This window comes from Streptomyces zaehneri, from assembly GCF_032248645.1.
Taxonomy (GTDB): domain Bacteria; phylum Actinomycetota; class Actinomycetes; order Streptomycetales; family Streptomycetaceae; genus Streptomyces; species Streptomyces coriariae.
Map to the genome: position 1 here is coordinate 245,665 of NZ_JASTTJ010000006.1, position 16,828 is coordinate 262,492.

1 protein-coding gene is annotated in these 16,828 nt (G+C 71.6%); it reads right to left on the reverse strand.

Going from position 1 to position 16,828, the window contains the following annotated elements:
• Positions 1-4 precede the first annotated feature (4 nt).
• A complete protein-coding gene (locus tag QQM72_RS12930) occupies positions 5-16,828 on the reverse strand; it encodes a hypothetical protein (protein ID WP_314220987.1) in 16,824 nt (5,607 codons plus the stop codon).

The window sequence follows — 16,828 nt, forward strand, 5'->3', positions numbered from 1 at the left end:
TGTCTCAGGTCTCCTGCACGGTTTGAGGCGGCGTGAGTTGAGGCGGCACGGGGTGAGGCGGCACGGGTTGCGGAGGCGTCGAATACCGCACGCCGTCGAAGACGATCCGGATCGGCTCACCGGTTCCGTCCCCTTGGCTGTGCTCGACCCCGTCCTGGCCGACGATCACGACGTTCCGGCCGGAGGCCGCCGCCGTCAGTGCGGCCAGCGTCTCCGGATAGGAGCCGGGCGCGGCCCGGTTGACGAGCAGTTGGATCCGCTGCCCGATGTCCAACTGCGCCGCGGACACGGAGAGCCGACCGCCCAGAAGGCTCGCCTCGGCCGCCTGGCCCGGTCCGAGGACGACGCCCAGTGCGTGCATCTCGTCCAGGTCGGCCGTGTCCGCGCCGGTGGGCAGACCGGGGAACGGGGGCGCACCGTCCGCCTCAAGGGCCGAAATGCGTTCGGACAGCCAGTGGTTGAGGGCGTCACGGCCTCCGCCGTCCTGCGCGGGGGCGGACTGCGGGCTCACCTCCCGCAACAACGCTGCCGAGAAAGACTCCTCGGGCGACGGCGCAAGGGTGTCAACGGCCGAAACCTGAACGGCGTTGGCGGTCAGGCCTCTTGGCGGGTTGGGCCGGGAGCCCGGTTCGGGCCACCGGGCCGGTGTGCGCGCGAGGGATCCCGTCGGCAACTCGACCGACGAGGTGGTGCCCCGGAGGTCGTTCACGTCGGCCGCCAGCTCCGCGAGGCGACCGGCGGCGACCTTCTGCGCGCGAGCCGCGGTGCGCTGCCGTTCGCGCGCGGAGTCGAGCAACTCCCGCAGTTCGTCGGCACGTCGGCCCGCCTCCTCCAGAGCCTTCTCCGCGGCGTACCTGCGTGCCCGAGCAGCCTTGGCGAGTTCGCTCTGCTGCGCATCGTCCCCGGTCGGCTCCGTGCCGGGAGACTCCTTGGTCTTGCGCAGCCGTTCGAGCGACCGCCGGGCCTGGCGGTCACGGAGATCCTCGTTCCGGGTGGCCGACCCGCCGGACGACCCCTGGCCGGTGAAGGGGGCCCGGGCCGAGACGTCCTGGGAGGTGGCGGCGGTGACGGGCAGTTGGGGTGGGGTGGCGGTGCCGTGGTAGGTGATGGGCGCGCCTTCGCCCAGCGCGAGGAACTCGTTCTCGTCCTCGCGCAGGAAGAGCGTGTGCTCCGACCAGGCCTCTCCGTCGAGGACGGCCCGACTCTGGAGATAGGTGCCGAACACATGGTGCAGCGGCACTTCCTGGGACGTCACCCAGAAGGGGCCGAGCATGTCCTTGTTCTCGTCCGTTTCCGTTTTCGTGGCGTCCTTGTACGGCTCCATGAGGCTGTACGACTCCGCCGGGCCGCGCTTCATGTGCACCGAGCCGCCCTCCGCGGGCATGGTCTCGTTGTACTGCGCGAGCAGCTTTCGCTCCTCCAGGCGGATCAACTGGACGACCCCCCGCCGCGGGTCGACGTTCGGCATGCTCACCCGGTTCAACATCTCGTAAGTGAAGGCGTGTTGGGCCGCCATGCTGCGGACGTACTCCGAGGAGAACATGGTCACCGGGAATTCCCTGCCGTGCTCGTTCTCCCATACGTCGCTGCGGACGAGGCTGCCCTCCCTGCTGAGGGTGGACATGTGATAGCCCTCGTCTGCCCGCGGGGGCCGGAAGTGACTGACCATCACCTTGAAGTACTGCGAACTGGCGTGGATGGAACCAGCCCCCTGACCGATCGCCCAGTCGGCCAGCCAGTAGCTGTCCCCGTCGTTCTCCTTCAGCCAGGAGTGGAACCGGGAGGACACTCCGTTCTCACCGCGCAGGGATCCGCCCACCTGGCGGTCCGCCGGCAGGGCGGGATCGGTGGGATCCGTGAGCGCCCACGGAACGCCGAGGCTGCTGTCCGGCTCCAGCCGCGCGGGCAGGTCGGCCAGCAGGTCGCTCTCCCCGAGGAGCATCTGCATCCGCAGGAACTCGGTGCGGTACTCCGGGAGCCATCCGCCCGTCTCCAGCAGGGTGTTCGCCTTCAGGAGACGCTCCGCGGCCTCCTTCTCGATCGGGGAGGCTTCGGCGTCGGCGACGACGCTTTCGGCGCGCTGCACTATGAGCGTCAGGTACTGACCTGTCGCCACCATGTTCTGGTCGTAAGCGTTCACCCCCTCGTACGGATCTGTCCAGTCGGCGATCGGCCGGTTCCCCGGGTAGAGCACCGGGTACGTCTTGCCGTCGCCCAAAGTGATCACGCCGAAGGCAGGCAGCTCGGGAGCGTTCGACCAGAGTGTCGCCGCGGTGAAGGGACCTGTCGGCAGGGCGTCGGGCGAGAGCGCGGCCGGCGGCGGAGGCGTGCTCGGCTGGGTGTCTGCCTCGTCGTCTGGTGTGGGCTGCGGTGAGGGGGGTGTCTGGGCGGGTGAGGGTGCGGCGACGGGTGGTGGGGCGGTCCAGGTGAATTGGGGGGTGGTCGTGGTGGACGTGGTGGCTGGGGCGGGTGCGTCCCAGTCGGAGTCGTCGGAGTCGGCCGCGTCGGAGTCGTTGCGCTGGAGTCTGTTCGGCATCGCCCACATGCGGGCGGCGACGGTGCCGGTCTCCGGGCGGTCGGTGTTCTCGTCTGCCGGGCCGAGGGGCTCGGAGACGGGGTCGACCCATTTGTGGGAGCGGGGGGTGGGGGCGGTGGCGTCGCGGGCCTGCTGCCAGTCTCCGTCAACGGTCTGCGTGGGGGGATCGGTGTCGCCGATGAGGGCGGCGAGGAGTTGGAGGTGGCGTTGGCGGAGGTGGCCTTGGGGGAGGGTGTCGGGTGCGGGTTGGTGGTAGTTGCCGAGGAGGCTGCCGGTGATGTCGGGGCGGTGGGGGGTGGTGTCGTCCTGGTATTCGTCGCGGAGGCCGAGTTGGTGGCCGAGTTCGTGGGCGTAGTCGATGGGGTTGGCGTCGTGGTGCCAGGTGTGGTGGTCCATGGTCTTGTCGGAGCCGACGAGGTCCACGGTCAGGTGGGGTTTGGTTCCGGGCGGGGCGACTTGGACGGTGAGGTGGAGGAGGTCGCCGTTGGGGAGGCGGTGGCCGGGGGTGTTGTAGTAGTCCTCGACGCCTTGGGCGAGTTTGGCGTGGACGGTGGTGCTGTCGCCGCCGCGGTAGGCGACGGTGACGGTGAGGTCGGTGATCGTGTCGTCTTCGTGGCGGAAGCGGCGGACGTCGAAGCCTGAGGGGACGGTGAAGCGCGGCGTGCGGTCGAGCCGCATCCGGGGTGGCTTGGGCGGTCCGGCTTCGGTGGTCGTGTCGTTGTCGGGGGGTGTGGGCCGTGTTTCCGCGAGGGCGAGTTCGACCTCGTTCAGGGCGTCGGCGACGACATCGGCGTGCTGGTCCAGTTCTGCCTGTAGTGCCGACTTCTGCTGAGGGTCGAGGGTGGTGTCGATTCTCTGCTGGAGTTCGTCGGCGCGCTGTGCTGCTGTTTCGAGGGCTGTCTCTGCGGCGCGCAGGCGAGTTCGGTCAGCGGCCGGCTCCTGGCTCGCTGCTTCTGCGGGGTTCTGCGGGTGTGACTGTGCGACCGTCGTCGGAGTGGATCGCTGTCCGGGTCGGGGTGCCCGGGCTGCGACGTCGCCGGGGGTGGTGACGGGCAGTTGGGGTGGGGTGGCGGTGCCGTGGTAGGTGATGGGCGCGCCCTCGCCCAGCGCCAGGAACTCGTTCTCCCCTTCGCCGAGGAAGAGCGAGCGGTCCGGATCTGAGTCGGGTCGGCTCTGGAGAAACGTGCCGAACACATGGTGCAGCGGCACTTCTTGGGACGTCACCCAGAAGGGGCCGAGCGTGTGGTTCCTGTCGTCCGTGGGGTCCTTGTACGGCGTGAGGAGGCTGTACGACTCCGCGGGACCCCGTGACATCTCCACCGACTGCCCCAGGGTCAGCGGGCCGCCGCCGTTCTGGTCCTCCAGCAGGTCCCGCTTCTCCAGGCGGATCAGCTGGACGACCCCGCGCTGTGCGTCGACGTTCGGCATCCTCACCCGGTTCAGCACCTCGTAGGTGAAGGCGTGCTGGGCGGCGGCGTTCCGCACCATCCAGGGCGCGAACACGATGACCGGGTAACCGTCGTTGCCGTCAGGGGACCATGAGCGGTCGGGGTCGGGCTCACCGAGCAGGAAATAGCCGTTCTCGGCCGTCGACGGTCGGAAGTGGCTGACCAGCACCTTGAAGCGTCGGGACTCTTGGTTGACGGACCCGCCGGCCTGGTCGAACGCCCAGTTGCCCAGGGCGATACTGCTACCGCCCTCCTGGTCGAGCCAATGGTGGAACCGGTGGGACACTCCGTCGGGGCCGCGCAGCGAACCGCCCACCAGGCCGGCCGGGTCGGCGGGGTCGACCAGGGCCCACAGCGTGTCCTCGGGGTCCGGTACCCTGCGATCTCTCTCCCAGTTCGGGTTGACAACGAGTTCGCGGGGAAGGTCGTCGAGCAGTCCGCTCTCCCCGAGCCGCATCTGCATCCGCAGGAACTCACTGCGGTACTCGGGACGCCAGCCGTCCCCCGTCAGCGCGGAGTTCGTCTCCAGCCACCGGACGGCGGCCGCCTTCTCCTCGGTGGACGCCGTGGCTGACAGCCGGGTCTCCTCGGCGCGCTGCGCGATCTTGCCCAGGTACTGCTCCGCGCGCTCCGACATGTCGTTGTAGTCGCGGTGGCCCTGCTCGGGGTCGCTCCACGTGTCCTCGGGGCTGGATTCCGGATAGGCCAGCGGGAAGGAGCGCCCGCCGCCCATGCTGATCAGCCCGAAGTCAGGCAGCTCGGGTGCGTTCGACCAGAGGGTTTCCACGGTGAACGGTCCCGCTGGGACGTCGTCGTCACTTGGGTGAACGCGAGCGGACACCGCGTCGGTGTGCGGTGGGGCCGGAGGCCGTGAGACGGGGTCGACCCATTTGTGGGAGCGGGGGGTGGGGGCGGTGGCGTCGCGGGCCTGTCGCCAGTTTCCGTCGACGGTCTGTAGGGGGGCGTCGCCGATGAGGGCGGCGAGGAGTTGGAGGTGGCGTTGGCGGAGGTGGCCTTGGGGGAGGGTGTCGGGTGCGGGTTGGTGGTAGTTGCCGAGGAGGCTGCCGGTGATGTCGGGGCGGTGGGGGGTGGTGTCGTCCTGGTATTCGTCGCGGAGGCCGAGTTGGTGGCCGAGTTCGTGGGCGTAGTCGATGGGGTTGGCGTCGTGGTGCCAGGTGTGGTGGTCCATCGGCCGGGAGTGGTCGCTCAGGTCGACGGTCAGGTGGGGTTTGGTTCCGGGTGCGGCGACTTGGACGGTGAGGTGGAGGAGGTCGCCGTTGGGGAGGCGGTGGCCGGGGGTGTTGTAGTAGTCCTCGACGCCTTGGGCGAGTTTGGCGTGGACGGTGGTGCTGTCGCCGCCGCGGTAGGCGACGGTGACGGTGAGGTCGGTGATCGTGTCGTCTTCGTGCTGGAGGCGGCGGACGTCGAAGCGGGAGGGGACGGTGAAGCGGGGCGTGTGGTCGAGCCGCATCCGGGGTGGCTTGGGCGGTCCGGCTTCTGTGGTCGTGTCGTCCTGACCGGACGCGGGTCGTGATTCGGCGAGGGCGAGTTCGACCTCGTTCAGGGCGTCGGCGAGGACGTCGGCGTGCTGGTCCAGTTCTGCCTGTAGTGCCGACTTCTGCTGAGGGTCGAGGGTGGTGTTGATTCTCTGCTGGAGTTCGTCGGCGCGCAGGCCGGCGGCTTCCAGGGCCGCTTCGGCCGTGCGCAGGCGAGTTCGGTCAGCGGCCGGTTCCTCGCTCGCTGCTTCCGCGGGGTTCTGCGGGTGTGACTGTGCGACCGTCGTCGGAGTGGATCGCTGTCCGGGTCGGGGTGCCCGGGCTGCGACGTCGCCGGGGGTGGTGACGGGCAGTTGGGGTGGGGTGGCGGTGCCGTGGTAGGTGATGGGCGCGCCCTCGCCCAGCGCCAGGAACTCGTTCTCCCCTTCGCCCAGGAGGAGCGAGTGGTCCGGGTCTGTGTGTGCCCGGCTCTGGAGGTAGGTGCCGAACACGCGGTGCAGCGGCACCTTCTGCGACGTCACCCAGAAGGGGCCGAGCATGTGGCTGCTCTCGTCCGTGGGGTCCTTGTACGGCGTGAGGAGGCTGTACGACTCCGCGGGACCCCGTCGCATCTGCACCTCGTCGCCCAGGTTCATGGCTCCGCCGTTCTGCTCCTCCAGCAGGCTCCGCTTCTCCAGCCGGATGAGTTGGACGATCCCCTGTTCGGCGTCGACGTTGGGCATCCTGACCCGGTTGAGCACCTCGTAGGTGAAGGCGTGCTGGGCGACCATGCTGCGTATGTATGTCGCGTGGTCCAGGTGCTGCGGGTCGAATCGGGTGACCGGGTAGTCGCGGCCGTCCGACTGCCAGGTGTCGTTCCTCAGGCCGCTGTTCAGTCCGGCCAAATGATAGCCGTCGGGGGACTTCGGCGGCCGGAAGTGGCTGACCATGACCTTGAACCGCTGGGACTCGGTGTTGATCGAACCACCGGCCTGATCAGTCGCCCAGGCGGCCAGCCAGTTGCTGTCCCCGCCGTTGGCGTTGAGCCAGGTGTGGAATCTGGCGGACACCCCGTCGGGGCCGCGCAGTGAACCGCCCACCGGGCCGAGCAGGTTGGCGGGGTCGACCAGGGCCCACGGTGTGTCCTCGGGGTCCACGACGCCCTGGTCCCGCGACCAGTTCGGGTTGGCGACCAGTTCGCGGGGCAGGTCGTCGAGCAGTCCGCTCTCTGTGAGGAGCATCTGCATCCGGAGGAATTCGCTGCGGTACTCGGGACGCCATCCGTCGTCCTCCAGCAGCTTGTTGGTCTTCAGCAGGTGCTTCGCGGCTGCCTTGTCCTCGGCGGAGGCCTGGGGGTCCGTTTGTGTGCGTTCGGCGCGCTCGATGACTAGGGCGAGGTATTTGTCGGCCGGTTCCATCACGGCGTTGAAGGCGAGGTTGCCGTCCCACGGATCGTCCCAGTCGGCGCTCTCGCGGTCGTCCATGTACCGCAGCGGAATCGTCACGCCGTAGGAGGAGGAGGTGACCACGGCGAAGGGTTCCAGCTCGGGTGCCTGCGACCACAGGGTCGCCGCGTCGAACGCCTGCCCCTGGATGCTGTCCGGCAGGACGTAGGTCACCAGGGACGAGGGGTCGAAGGGTTCGCTCTGCTCTGCCTCGTCGTCCTGCGTGGGCTGCGGTGAGGGGGGTGTCTGGGCGGGTGAGGGTGCGGCGACGGGTGGTGGGGCGGTCCAGGTGAAGTGGGGGGTGGTGGACGTGGTGGACGTGGTGGCTGGGGCGGGTGCGTCCCAGTCGGAGTCGTCGGAGTCGGCCGCGTCGGAGTCGTCGGAGTCGTAGCGCTGGAGTCTGCTCGGCATCGGCAGCATGCGGGCGGCCACGGAGTCTGTCTCCGGGCGGTCGGTGTTCTCGTCTGCCGGGCCGAGGGGCTCGGAGACGGGGTCGACCCATTTGTGGGAGCGGGGCGAGGGGATGCTGGAGTCGCGGGCCTGCTGCCAGTCTCCGTCAACGGTCTGTGTGGGGGGATCGGTGTCGCCGATGAGGGCGGCCAGGAGCTGCAAGTGACGTTCGCGGAGGTGGCCTTGGGGGAGGGTGTCGGGTGCGGGTTGGTGGTAGTTGCCGAGGAGGCTGCCGGTGATGTCGGGGCGGTGGGGGGTGGTGTCGTCCTGGTATTCGTCGCGGAGGCCGAGTTGGTGGCCGAGTTCGTGGGCGTAGTCGATGGGGTTGGCGTCGTGGTGCCAGGTGTGGTGGTCCATGGTCTTGTCGGAGCCGACGAGGTCCACGGTCAGGTGGGGTTTGGTTCCGGGCGGGGCGACTTGGACGGTGAGGTGGAGGAGGTCGCCGTTGGGGAGGCGGTGGCCGGGGGTGTTGTAGTAGTCCTCGACGCCTTGGGCGAGTTTGGCGTGGACGGTGGTGCTGTCGCCGCCGCGGTAGGCGACGGTGACGGTGAGGTCGGTGATCGTGTCGTCTTCGTGGCGGAAGCGGCGGACGTCGAAGCCTGAGGGGACGGTGAAGCGCGGCGTGCGGTCGAGCCGCATCCGGGGTGGCTTGGGCGGTCCGGCCTCGGCGGTCGTGTCGTCCTGACCGGACGCGGGTCGTGATTCGGCGAGGGCGAGTTCGACCTCGCGCAGGGCCTCGGCGAGGACGGCGGCCTGCCGGTCCAGCTCCTCCCGGAGCTCGAACTCCCTCCGGCGGTTCTCCTGTTCCTCCTGCGCCGCCCTGGTGAGGTCCGATGCCTCGGTGTGGAACCGCTGCCATGCGGTCGTCGCCTCCGGGTCGAGTCCCGAAGGCTGACCGGCGGAGTCGAAGTTCCAGAAGTGGATCGTGCCGTCCTCGTACCGTACGGCCAGTTCGACCGGCTTCTCGGCCGTGGCAGCCGTCTGCGACGCGGCGAACAGGGCGCGGCCCAGCTCCTGCGGATCCGGCCGGGCGGGAGTTCCGTCCCCGGCCGCCGGGTCGGCGCCGATCGCCAGCCACAGCTGGGCCTGCGGGTCGGCGGGGTCGATCTGTGCCGCCAGCAGATCGGGCAGGGCGTCCAGCGGATGCGTGCGCCAGTCCCTCAGGTCCGCGGCGGCTCCCGCGGTCGGCACCGCCCGGTCGGCGCCGGCCTGCACCATGGAGGCCAGGTCGTAGACCTGCGGATGGGTGCGGGGCGGGGTGATGCCGTGGCCGAGGACGTCCCGTTCCGCGACGCGCACGGTGGCGGTGCCGGTGACGCGCCGGGTTCCCTCCGGCCCCCGCACGGTCAGCTGGGTGTCGACCAGCGCCTCATAGGTACGGGTGCCGTGCGAACCGTCCGCGGGGGCCGTCGTCGTCCCCGTCTTCAGCCATTCGCGGCGTCCCCCGGACGCACCGGTCGTGCTGCCCGTCGTCCGGGGCTGGCGGGCCAGGACCGGGATGGTGGCTCCGCCTGCCGCCTGGTTGTCGTCGTCGTGGCTGTAGACGCCCTGGAAGCTGATCCCTCCCGTCGTCGCGCCGTTGGACGAGGAGCCGCCTCCGGTGCTGCTGACGCGGAGCCGGTCCAGGGTCACGTCGGACGCCTCGGTGACCCGGCGCGGGTTGTGCAGGGTCACCGACAGGGACGGCGGGGTGTCGGGGGCCGACTCGAACGGATAGGCGCCGGGCATGCTGTCCGTCAGCCCGGCCGCGGTGCGCGGGTGGTCCAGACTGATCTCGCCGGCCTGGATCAGCTCACCGATCCGGACCGCGGTGCTCTCGGCTGACGTGGACGTCTCCAGTGACCGCCAGGTGCGGTTCTGTCCGGGGGCGACGGTGTTCAACGCGGTGATCAGTTCCGGCCAGGCGTTGAAGTCGAAGACGGGGGCCGGTCCGGTCGGGACGTAGCGGTTGCCCTTCATGACCGGCGGGGTCTGCCAGACCTCGGGCGGGAGCGGCGGGTCCACCTGCCGGCCTTCGGCGGCCTCGCTGCCGGTGAACCGGAGCGTCACCCGGGCGGGCACGACGGCCGAGCGGGCGGGGCGTTCGCCGAGCGTGCGGCTGATCCAGCCGCTGACCCCGGATCCCGATCCCGTGTCCGGCTCGCCGGCCGACGGCAGGAACCAGCCCTGCACCATGCCGCCCAGCACGTTCGGCGGCCAGTCCGCGACCAGCTCGGAGCGGACGCCGACCTGGTAGTCGTACTCCAGGTCGAAGTCGGCGACGCTGTCGGTGCGCAGCCAGAACCGGTCCTCGGCGGTGGAGGTGGACTTCGTGCCGTGGCTGCGGGTGGTGGCGGCGCTCAGCGCCGGGCCGCTGCGGTCGGTACGGGTGTCGTGGCCGGGCTGCGGATAGCGGGTGGTGGGGTGGAAGGCGAGCGCGTGCTGGGCGGTGTCCGTCGTCCCGGTGGCGACCCCCGCCGGCTGGTGCGCGTGGTACTGCTCGAGTCCGGTGCCCGCACCGGCGTTCCGCCCGCGGATGGTGCGCCGTTCCTCGGCGTCGGCGCGCGGTCCGGCGGACAGGGTGACCTCGACCAGCCGGGCGCCGCCCTTGGCCAGATGCCGGAAGTGGAAGCGCTGCACGCCCCTCGGGCCGCGTCCGGGCAGGGCGCGCAGACCGGTGGGGGAGGTGTAGTCGGCGATCCGGGACGCCACGCCGGGAAGGTAGGAGGAGTGCCCCGGCTGGGTGACACCGGGGGCCTCCGCCTCGACCAGGGCGATCAGCTCGTCGTGGAGGCGGTTGCGGCGTTCCACCGGCTGCGGTGGGGCCGGGCGGTCGCCGGACTCCGCGGGAACGGGGTCGGCCGTGGCTGCGGGGGCGTCGGAGGGCGCGTCGGACGGGGGTGTCGTGGTCGTGTCTGCCGGGGTGTCCGCCGCCGTCGGCGTGGGGCCCGTCGGCTCGTCGTCCAGGGCGTCGCCCGGGGCGTTCTGCGGGGCGCCGAGCTGGGTGACGGACAGCACGCCGGCCAGGCCCGGCTCGCCCGTGCGGGCGAAGCGGCCGGGCAGCGGCACGTCCTCCTCCGCCTGCCGCGGGCGGGGAAGACCTTCGACGCCGGTGAACCACTCCTGATGCCGGGCGAGTTGGCCGTCCGTCATCAGGAACTGCACGGCCTGCGGCAGTTCCACGGCAAGGGTGACCGGCTGCCCGCTGCCCAGGCCGAGGGTGTTGCCGACCACGTTGCGGGTGCCGCCGCGCACGGTGACCAGGAGCAACGCGTCGGCGCTGATGCGGTGTTCGTCGCCGCTCTCGGTGCTCGTGCGGTTCACGGCGGTCGCGGTGGACAGGGTGGCCGAGTCCTCCGACTTCGCGGTGTACGTGTACTTCGCGGACGGCCCGAAGACGTCCGGCCGCTTCGGCGGGGCGGCTGCGGGATCGGTCGTCTTGGCCGCTGCGGGCGTCCTGGTGCCGGTCAGGGCCGCCCCGCCCTGGTGGGAGCCGGCGACGGACTTCTGCTGGGCGGCGGTGTCCAAGGACGAGACGCCGGTCTCCAGATACTGCTTGGCGCTGTGCATCAGCCGGGGGTTGCGCAGTACGCCGCTGATCTCCAGGGAGTACTCCTGGTCGGCGCCGAGGCCGGGCAGGGTGACCCCCTCGATCACATAGCTGCCCTTGAAGATCTGGTGCCCGCGCGCGGTGAGGTTCGCCGGGGAGAGAGCCGCCTGCCGCACCTCGGCGGCGAGCGTGGTCGGGTCGGCTGCGCTCTGGCCCGCCGCGGCCGTGGCCACCAGGGACGCCGCCGACTTCAGGACGTCCGGGCTCATACCGCTGACGGCGGCGCCCAGACCGGCCGCCCAGCCGGGCTGCGGACGGCCGGGACGGGTGCCCGCCGCTATCCGGCGCACCGCCTCCTGGAGGTCGCCCGAGCCGTGGAACACGTCCAGGACCGCGTCGTCCGGGAGTTTGACGATCCCCTCCAGCGGGCGGCCGTCGGGCCCGGTCGTGGCCAGCGCCGTCCGGTCGCCCTCGGTCGCCTCGCGGATCTGCGCGTCCTGCGGGCGCGGGGCGGGTTCCGCGGCGGCCGCGAGGGTGCGGTGGTGCGGTACGGCGACCCTGACCGTGCCGGTGACGGCCGTCGGCGGGGGACCGGCCGGGGGCGGGGTCTCGCCCGGTGCGACGTACGAGGCGGCGGCGGTGTGCTCGGCGAAGCGCACGGCGGGTTCCGCGCCGGGGCCGTCGTACAGGTCGAGCGTGAACCGCGCCGGGATGTCGAAGACCTCGCTGCCCTGGTTCGAGCCGATGAAGAGCTGGTCGTGGCCGAGGCCCGCGCCGGCGGTGCCGGTGTGGGAGATCTGGCCGGCGTAGGCGTAGTCGGCGCCCGTGCCGAAGGTGCCCGAGCCGCCGTCGGGGGAGCCCACGGGGCCGCTGACGCTGCCGCCGAGACCGGCCGTCCAGCCGTAGCCGGAGGACTGCTGTTCGGTGCCGCTCATGCCGAAGGAGGTCAGGCCGATGTGCTGGACGGCGGGCAGGGTGCGCACATGCCGCGCGGGCGGCGGGATCGAGGGGCGCGTCTGCGCCTCGGCCGGGCCCGGGTCCGCGGCGGCCGGCTGCGGCGTCGTGTCACGGGTGGCGTTCAGGTCGAGCCGGATACGACGGGTCCCGGTCGGAGTGGGCTTGTCCATCCACAGGGCGTGACCGCCGTCGACCATCGCGTCGGCGGCGGCCCGCAGCCCGACGTCCGAGCGGGCCTGCTCGAACCGGCGCAGGTTGTTCAACTGGGCCTGGGTCAGGGCTTCGTCGGGCAGCACCGTGGTGCGGCTCGTCGTGGTCGTGGACGCCGGCAGGAACCCGTTCGCCCGCAACCAGACCTCGGCGTGGGCGAACAGCTGCTGCGGACCGTCGACGGCCAGCGGGGCCGCGGTGATGCCGATGCTCTGGAGGTGCTCCAACTCCGGCGGCAGTGAACGGAGTTCGTCACCCGACGGGATCTTCCCCGCGGCATCGGACTTGGCCAGCAGGCGCAGCTGCATGCCGTCGGCCCAGGGCCCGAACTCCTGAGGGCTCTCCCCGCCACCGGGGCGCACGAGGGTGACGGTGTGCCGCACCTCCGCGGGCGTCAGCAGATGGCTGCGGTTGCTGCGCAGGGCGTGCAGGACGGACGCGCTGCCCCCGTTGTTGAGGGTGTCGCTGGTCTGCCAGCGCACCCCGCCCTTGCCCATGACGGAACCCGCGACCTTGCCGGAGGCGTCGGGATGTCCCGCCGCGCGGCTGCCGGTGAACGCCGGTCCCACGCCGAGGTCGACGCCCACGGCGTTGGTGACCTTGGCCTGCCCGTCCACCTTGACCGTGTTGACGAGATGACTCTCCAGGTTGATCTTGGTGTCCTGGCTCTGGTGCGTGGGCGTGCCCGGGGTGACCTCCGTGGTCACCTTCAGCATGCCGACGGCCCGCCCGCGCGAGTCCAGCAGCAGCGGCGAGAAGATGCCGCCCGACCGCTGCATGGGCAGCGTGCCGCGCAGCACCGGCTCGGAGAGGAACGCCTCCAGCGCCTGCGCGGACGAGTCGGAGAGGGTGACGAGATCGTCGTGGAAGGCGCTGTTCACCATCTCCAGGAGCTGCTGCGGCTCCTTGACGGTGTCCACGCCCCATACCGGCAGCTCGTCCAGATCGGCGGGCTGCGGCAGCGGCTCGTCGGTCTCCCGCTGCGCGGCCAGATGTTCCGGGAACCAGACGGTGACCGGCCCGAGTTCGGACGCGGGGCCCCAGTTGTCGGTCGGCGCCATGCGCGGGGTGTCGACCCGCGCCTGCCAGCTCGATCCGTAACTGAAGGCGTGCGACAGCTCGTTGCTGCGCTGGGCCGTCGTCGTCTGCACGGTCTGGGTGACCGACGTCGACAGCGACAGCTGATTGTGCGTCAGAGCCAGGGACGGGCCGAAGTCCACCCCGCGCACCGGCCCGGCGGCCGGGATCGGCAACGTCGCCGACCAGGGCACCGACAGCGTCCGCACGGTTCCCGAGGACTCCGTGTCGCCCGACTCCTGCGCGCCGACCCCGCGCCGTTCGACGCGCACGTCCGGGTCCGACGGGTCCCGCGTGCCCTGGCGGGGCGAGGGCGCCGGATCGTGCAGGGACAGCCGCACGTCGACGGTCCGTCGCCGCCCGTCGACGTCCACGGTCAGGCGGTGCCCCATGCTGCTCAGCAGATAGGGCAGGTTGAGCACCAGCTGCTCGCCGCCGAGGTCACGGCGCAACCGCTCGCGCACGGGGTGCGTCGCCTGCTGCTCCGCCGGAATGCCCAGCAGGTTCAGCACATGCTGATGCAGGCCCTCCACGATCCGCGCCGGCAGCGGCTCCACCTGGACGAGTCCCACGTTGCCGTCGCGCCGGCTGCCGTAGGTCTGGACGTACGACGACGGGACGACCGGCGCGAGCGGGTCGGCGCCCTGGGACCGGGCGCGCCGGGGCATCGAGCCGACCGGGTCGTCGGGGCCGCCGACGAGGGCGCTGAGCAGGGCGAGATGGCGGGGGCGCAGACCGCCCTGGGCGTAACTTCCCCGCTGCTCCTCGGGGACGTCCTCGGCGACGGGGCGCTGGTAGACGCCCATCAGGCTGCCGTCGACGTGGGGTCGCTGCGGCGCGGTGGCGTCGCGGTTCTCGTCGCGCAGACCGAGCTGGTGGCCGATCTCGTGGGCGAGGTCCTGTGCGGTGGCATCGGAGCGCCAGGTGTGCTGCGAGGTGCGCGGCCCGGGGTCGGAGCCCGTCAACTCCACCGTCAGATGCGGCTGTCGGCCGGCGACCGCGGGCACCACGGTGACGTGCAGACGCTCTCCGGTGGCGAGGCGGTGGCCCGGATCGTTGAACGTCCGCTGCACTCCTGCCGTCATCCGGTCCCACAGCGCCCGGCTTTCGGCGTCGGTGACCGTGTCGGTGCCGGTGAGGGCGAGTTCGACGGTGAGGTCCACGACCGTCTCGCCGTCATGGGTGAAGCGGCGGACGTCGAAGGAGGAGTCGACGGTGTAGCGGGTGGGCCGGTCGTCGGCCGTCAGGGGCGTGGAGACCGGGTCCGTCCAGGTGTGACTGCGGGTGACGGACGGTACGGCGGACCGTGCGGCGTCCCAGTCCGGCTTCTTCGCAGTGGACTTGGTCGGTACGGGGGAGGCCGGGGCGGGCTCGGTCGACGCGGACCGCGTGGTCGCCGGGCTCTTCGGCGCGGGACTCTTCGGCGTGGGACTCTCGGGCGCCGACCGCTCCGGCGCGGATGTGGTCGCGAGGGGCGTCGGCGGGGCGATGGACGAGGACGTCCCCACCGGGTCCGCGGCGGCGCCGGCCGTCGTCGGTGCACTCTCCTTCTCGGACGACGTGCTGACCGTGTCCGCGGCTGCCGGTCCTTCGGCGGGCGCGCCCGTTTCGGACTGTGTGCGGACGGGTGTGGGGGCGGCTGTGGGGGCGGAGTCCTCGCCGGGGTCGCCCTCGGTCGCGGAACGGCGTGGTCCGACGCCGGGGCGTGCCGGCTGCGGGGTGGTCCGGGACGGCTCCGGCGAGGGCGCGGCCGAACGCGGCGTGTCCCGGACCTCGGTACCGGTCGTCGGCGGAGCGGTGGCCGGCCCGGGTTCCGTCTCCCGGACGACGTCCGTGCCGCTGTCCGTGCCGCTGTTCGTGTCGACGTTCGGGTCGGACCCGCTGTTCTCCGACGAGGACGCGGTCGTGGTCGTGGACGTCGTCTCCGGCCGGGCCGCGGACCCGGGGGAGGAGTCGGGCGTGGACCCGGCCGCCGACTCGGCGTCGGAGGCCTCCGGCGTGCCCTTGTTCGCGCGCTGCGGCGAGGCGGTGCCGTTCGCCGGATTTCCCTGCCCCGTTCCGTGCCCCTGCGCCGAGCCGGAGCCGCCGGGCGCGCCGGAAGCCGTGGCGACGGGCGGGGCGGCAGCCGTGCCGACGGTCGGTATCGCCCCGTCGTTCCCTGCGGAGGTCTGCCCGTTCACCGCCGGGGAGTCGGCCTCCTGGGTGGTGGTGCCGGTGCCGGTGGCTGTGCCTTGCCGGCCGGAGTCGGCGTCCCCGCCGGTCGTCTCCTGGGTCGGGGCGGTCTCGCCCGTGCTCTCGTCCGCGCCGTCGTCCGTGCCGGAGGCCGCCGGATCTTCCTGTGCGGCGTCGGAGTCGTCGTTGCGCTGCTGGGCGCCGGTGGTCGTGCCGGGCCGGGCGCCGCCGCTCTGCGGAGTACCGCTGCCGCTGCCGGTCGTCGGGGGCGCGGAGGTGGAGGAGGAGGTGGGGACCGTGCCGGCGCCGGCGCCGCCGCGGGGAGTGGAGACGGTTGAGGTCGAGAGGTTCGGCGTGCCCGTTCCCGACGGGTCGGCGGAGGACGTCGTCGGCACCGTCTCCCGTGCGCGGTCGTCGTCGCTCTCGTCCCTCCCGGCGTCCTGCTTGCCCGTCGCGGAGTCGTCGTCGCCGGTGACCGGCAGGACGTTGACACTGCCGAAGTCGAACCCGGACCCGAACACGCCGCCGAACTTCCCGGCCGCCGCGAACAGCGCCGCGCCGACCACGGAGCTGACGCCCGCGCCGATGAACGTGTCCGCGCTGCCCTCCCACTTGCCGTGCAGGACGCCGTTGACGACGATCTCGGCCACGGCCTCCGAACCGCCCGCCACCAGGAACTCGTTGGCGCCGTCGCCGGTCCCCCGGACGAACCGGTCGCCGACGGACCGCGTCGGCGGCGGATCGTCGAACTTGGAGGTGACGTCGTCGGTGATGTTCTTGGTGTTGTTCTTGCCGAACCTGCTTCCGTCCGGCCCGTCCAGGATGTTGCGGAAGCCCTTGCCGAGGTTCTTGGTCAGGGACTCGAACGCGCCGTGGAACATGCCGGTCACGGCGCCGAAGAAGCCGTCCTCGACGATCTGCTTCCAGTCGAAGCCGTCCGGCCTGCGGCCGGGCGGGGCCAGGGTCATCATGGCGAGCCGGACCACGAAGGTCTGGAACGCCTCGTCGAACGCCTCCGACAGGCTCGGCAGCAGATGCGTCCGCTTGAGCAGCTGGTCCAGGGTGGCGAGGATCGTCACCCGGCTGCGGGCCTTGGCGGTCGCGGTCTGGCTGGACGAGGCCCCGCCGGTGAAGAACGACAGCGCCGCGATGATGGCCAACTCGATGAGCAGGCGCACCAGTTCGGCGATGATCGACCACTTGGCCTCCATGATGTCCATGGAGATCTTGACCCGGCCGTCGCCGACGTCGTCCAACTGCCTGGCGAACTCCCGCAGGTAGTTCGTTCCGCCGTTGTCCACGAACAGCCGCATGGCCCGGACGTACTGGCGGCCGACCTGCGGGGGCAGCGCCTGGCCCACGCCGAAGACCGACTGCTCGATCAGATCGGACAGTTCCCGGACGTTCTTGCCGAGCCGCTTGTAGGGCTGGTGGCTCCGGTAGGCCAGGTCCTCGTCCGCTTGCAGCATCTTCTCGCCGATGAGCACGAAGAGCAGGTTGTTGAGTTGGGGCGAGACGATGATGCTCAT

Coding starts and splice junctions, on each gene's coding strand:
- QQM72_RS12930 (WP_314220987.1), bottom strand. CDS start 16,828: ATGAGCATCATCGTCTCGCCCCAACTCAACAACCTGCTCTTCGTGCTC.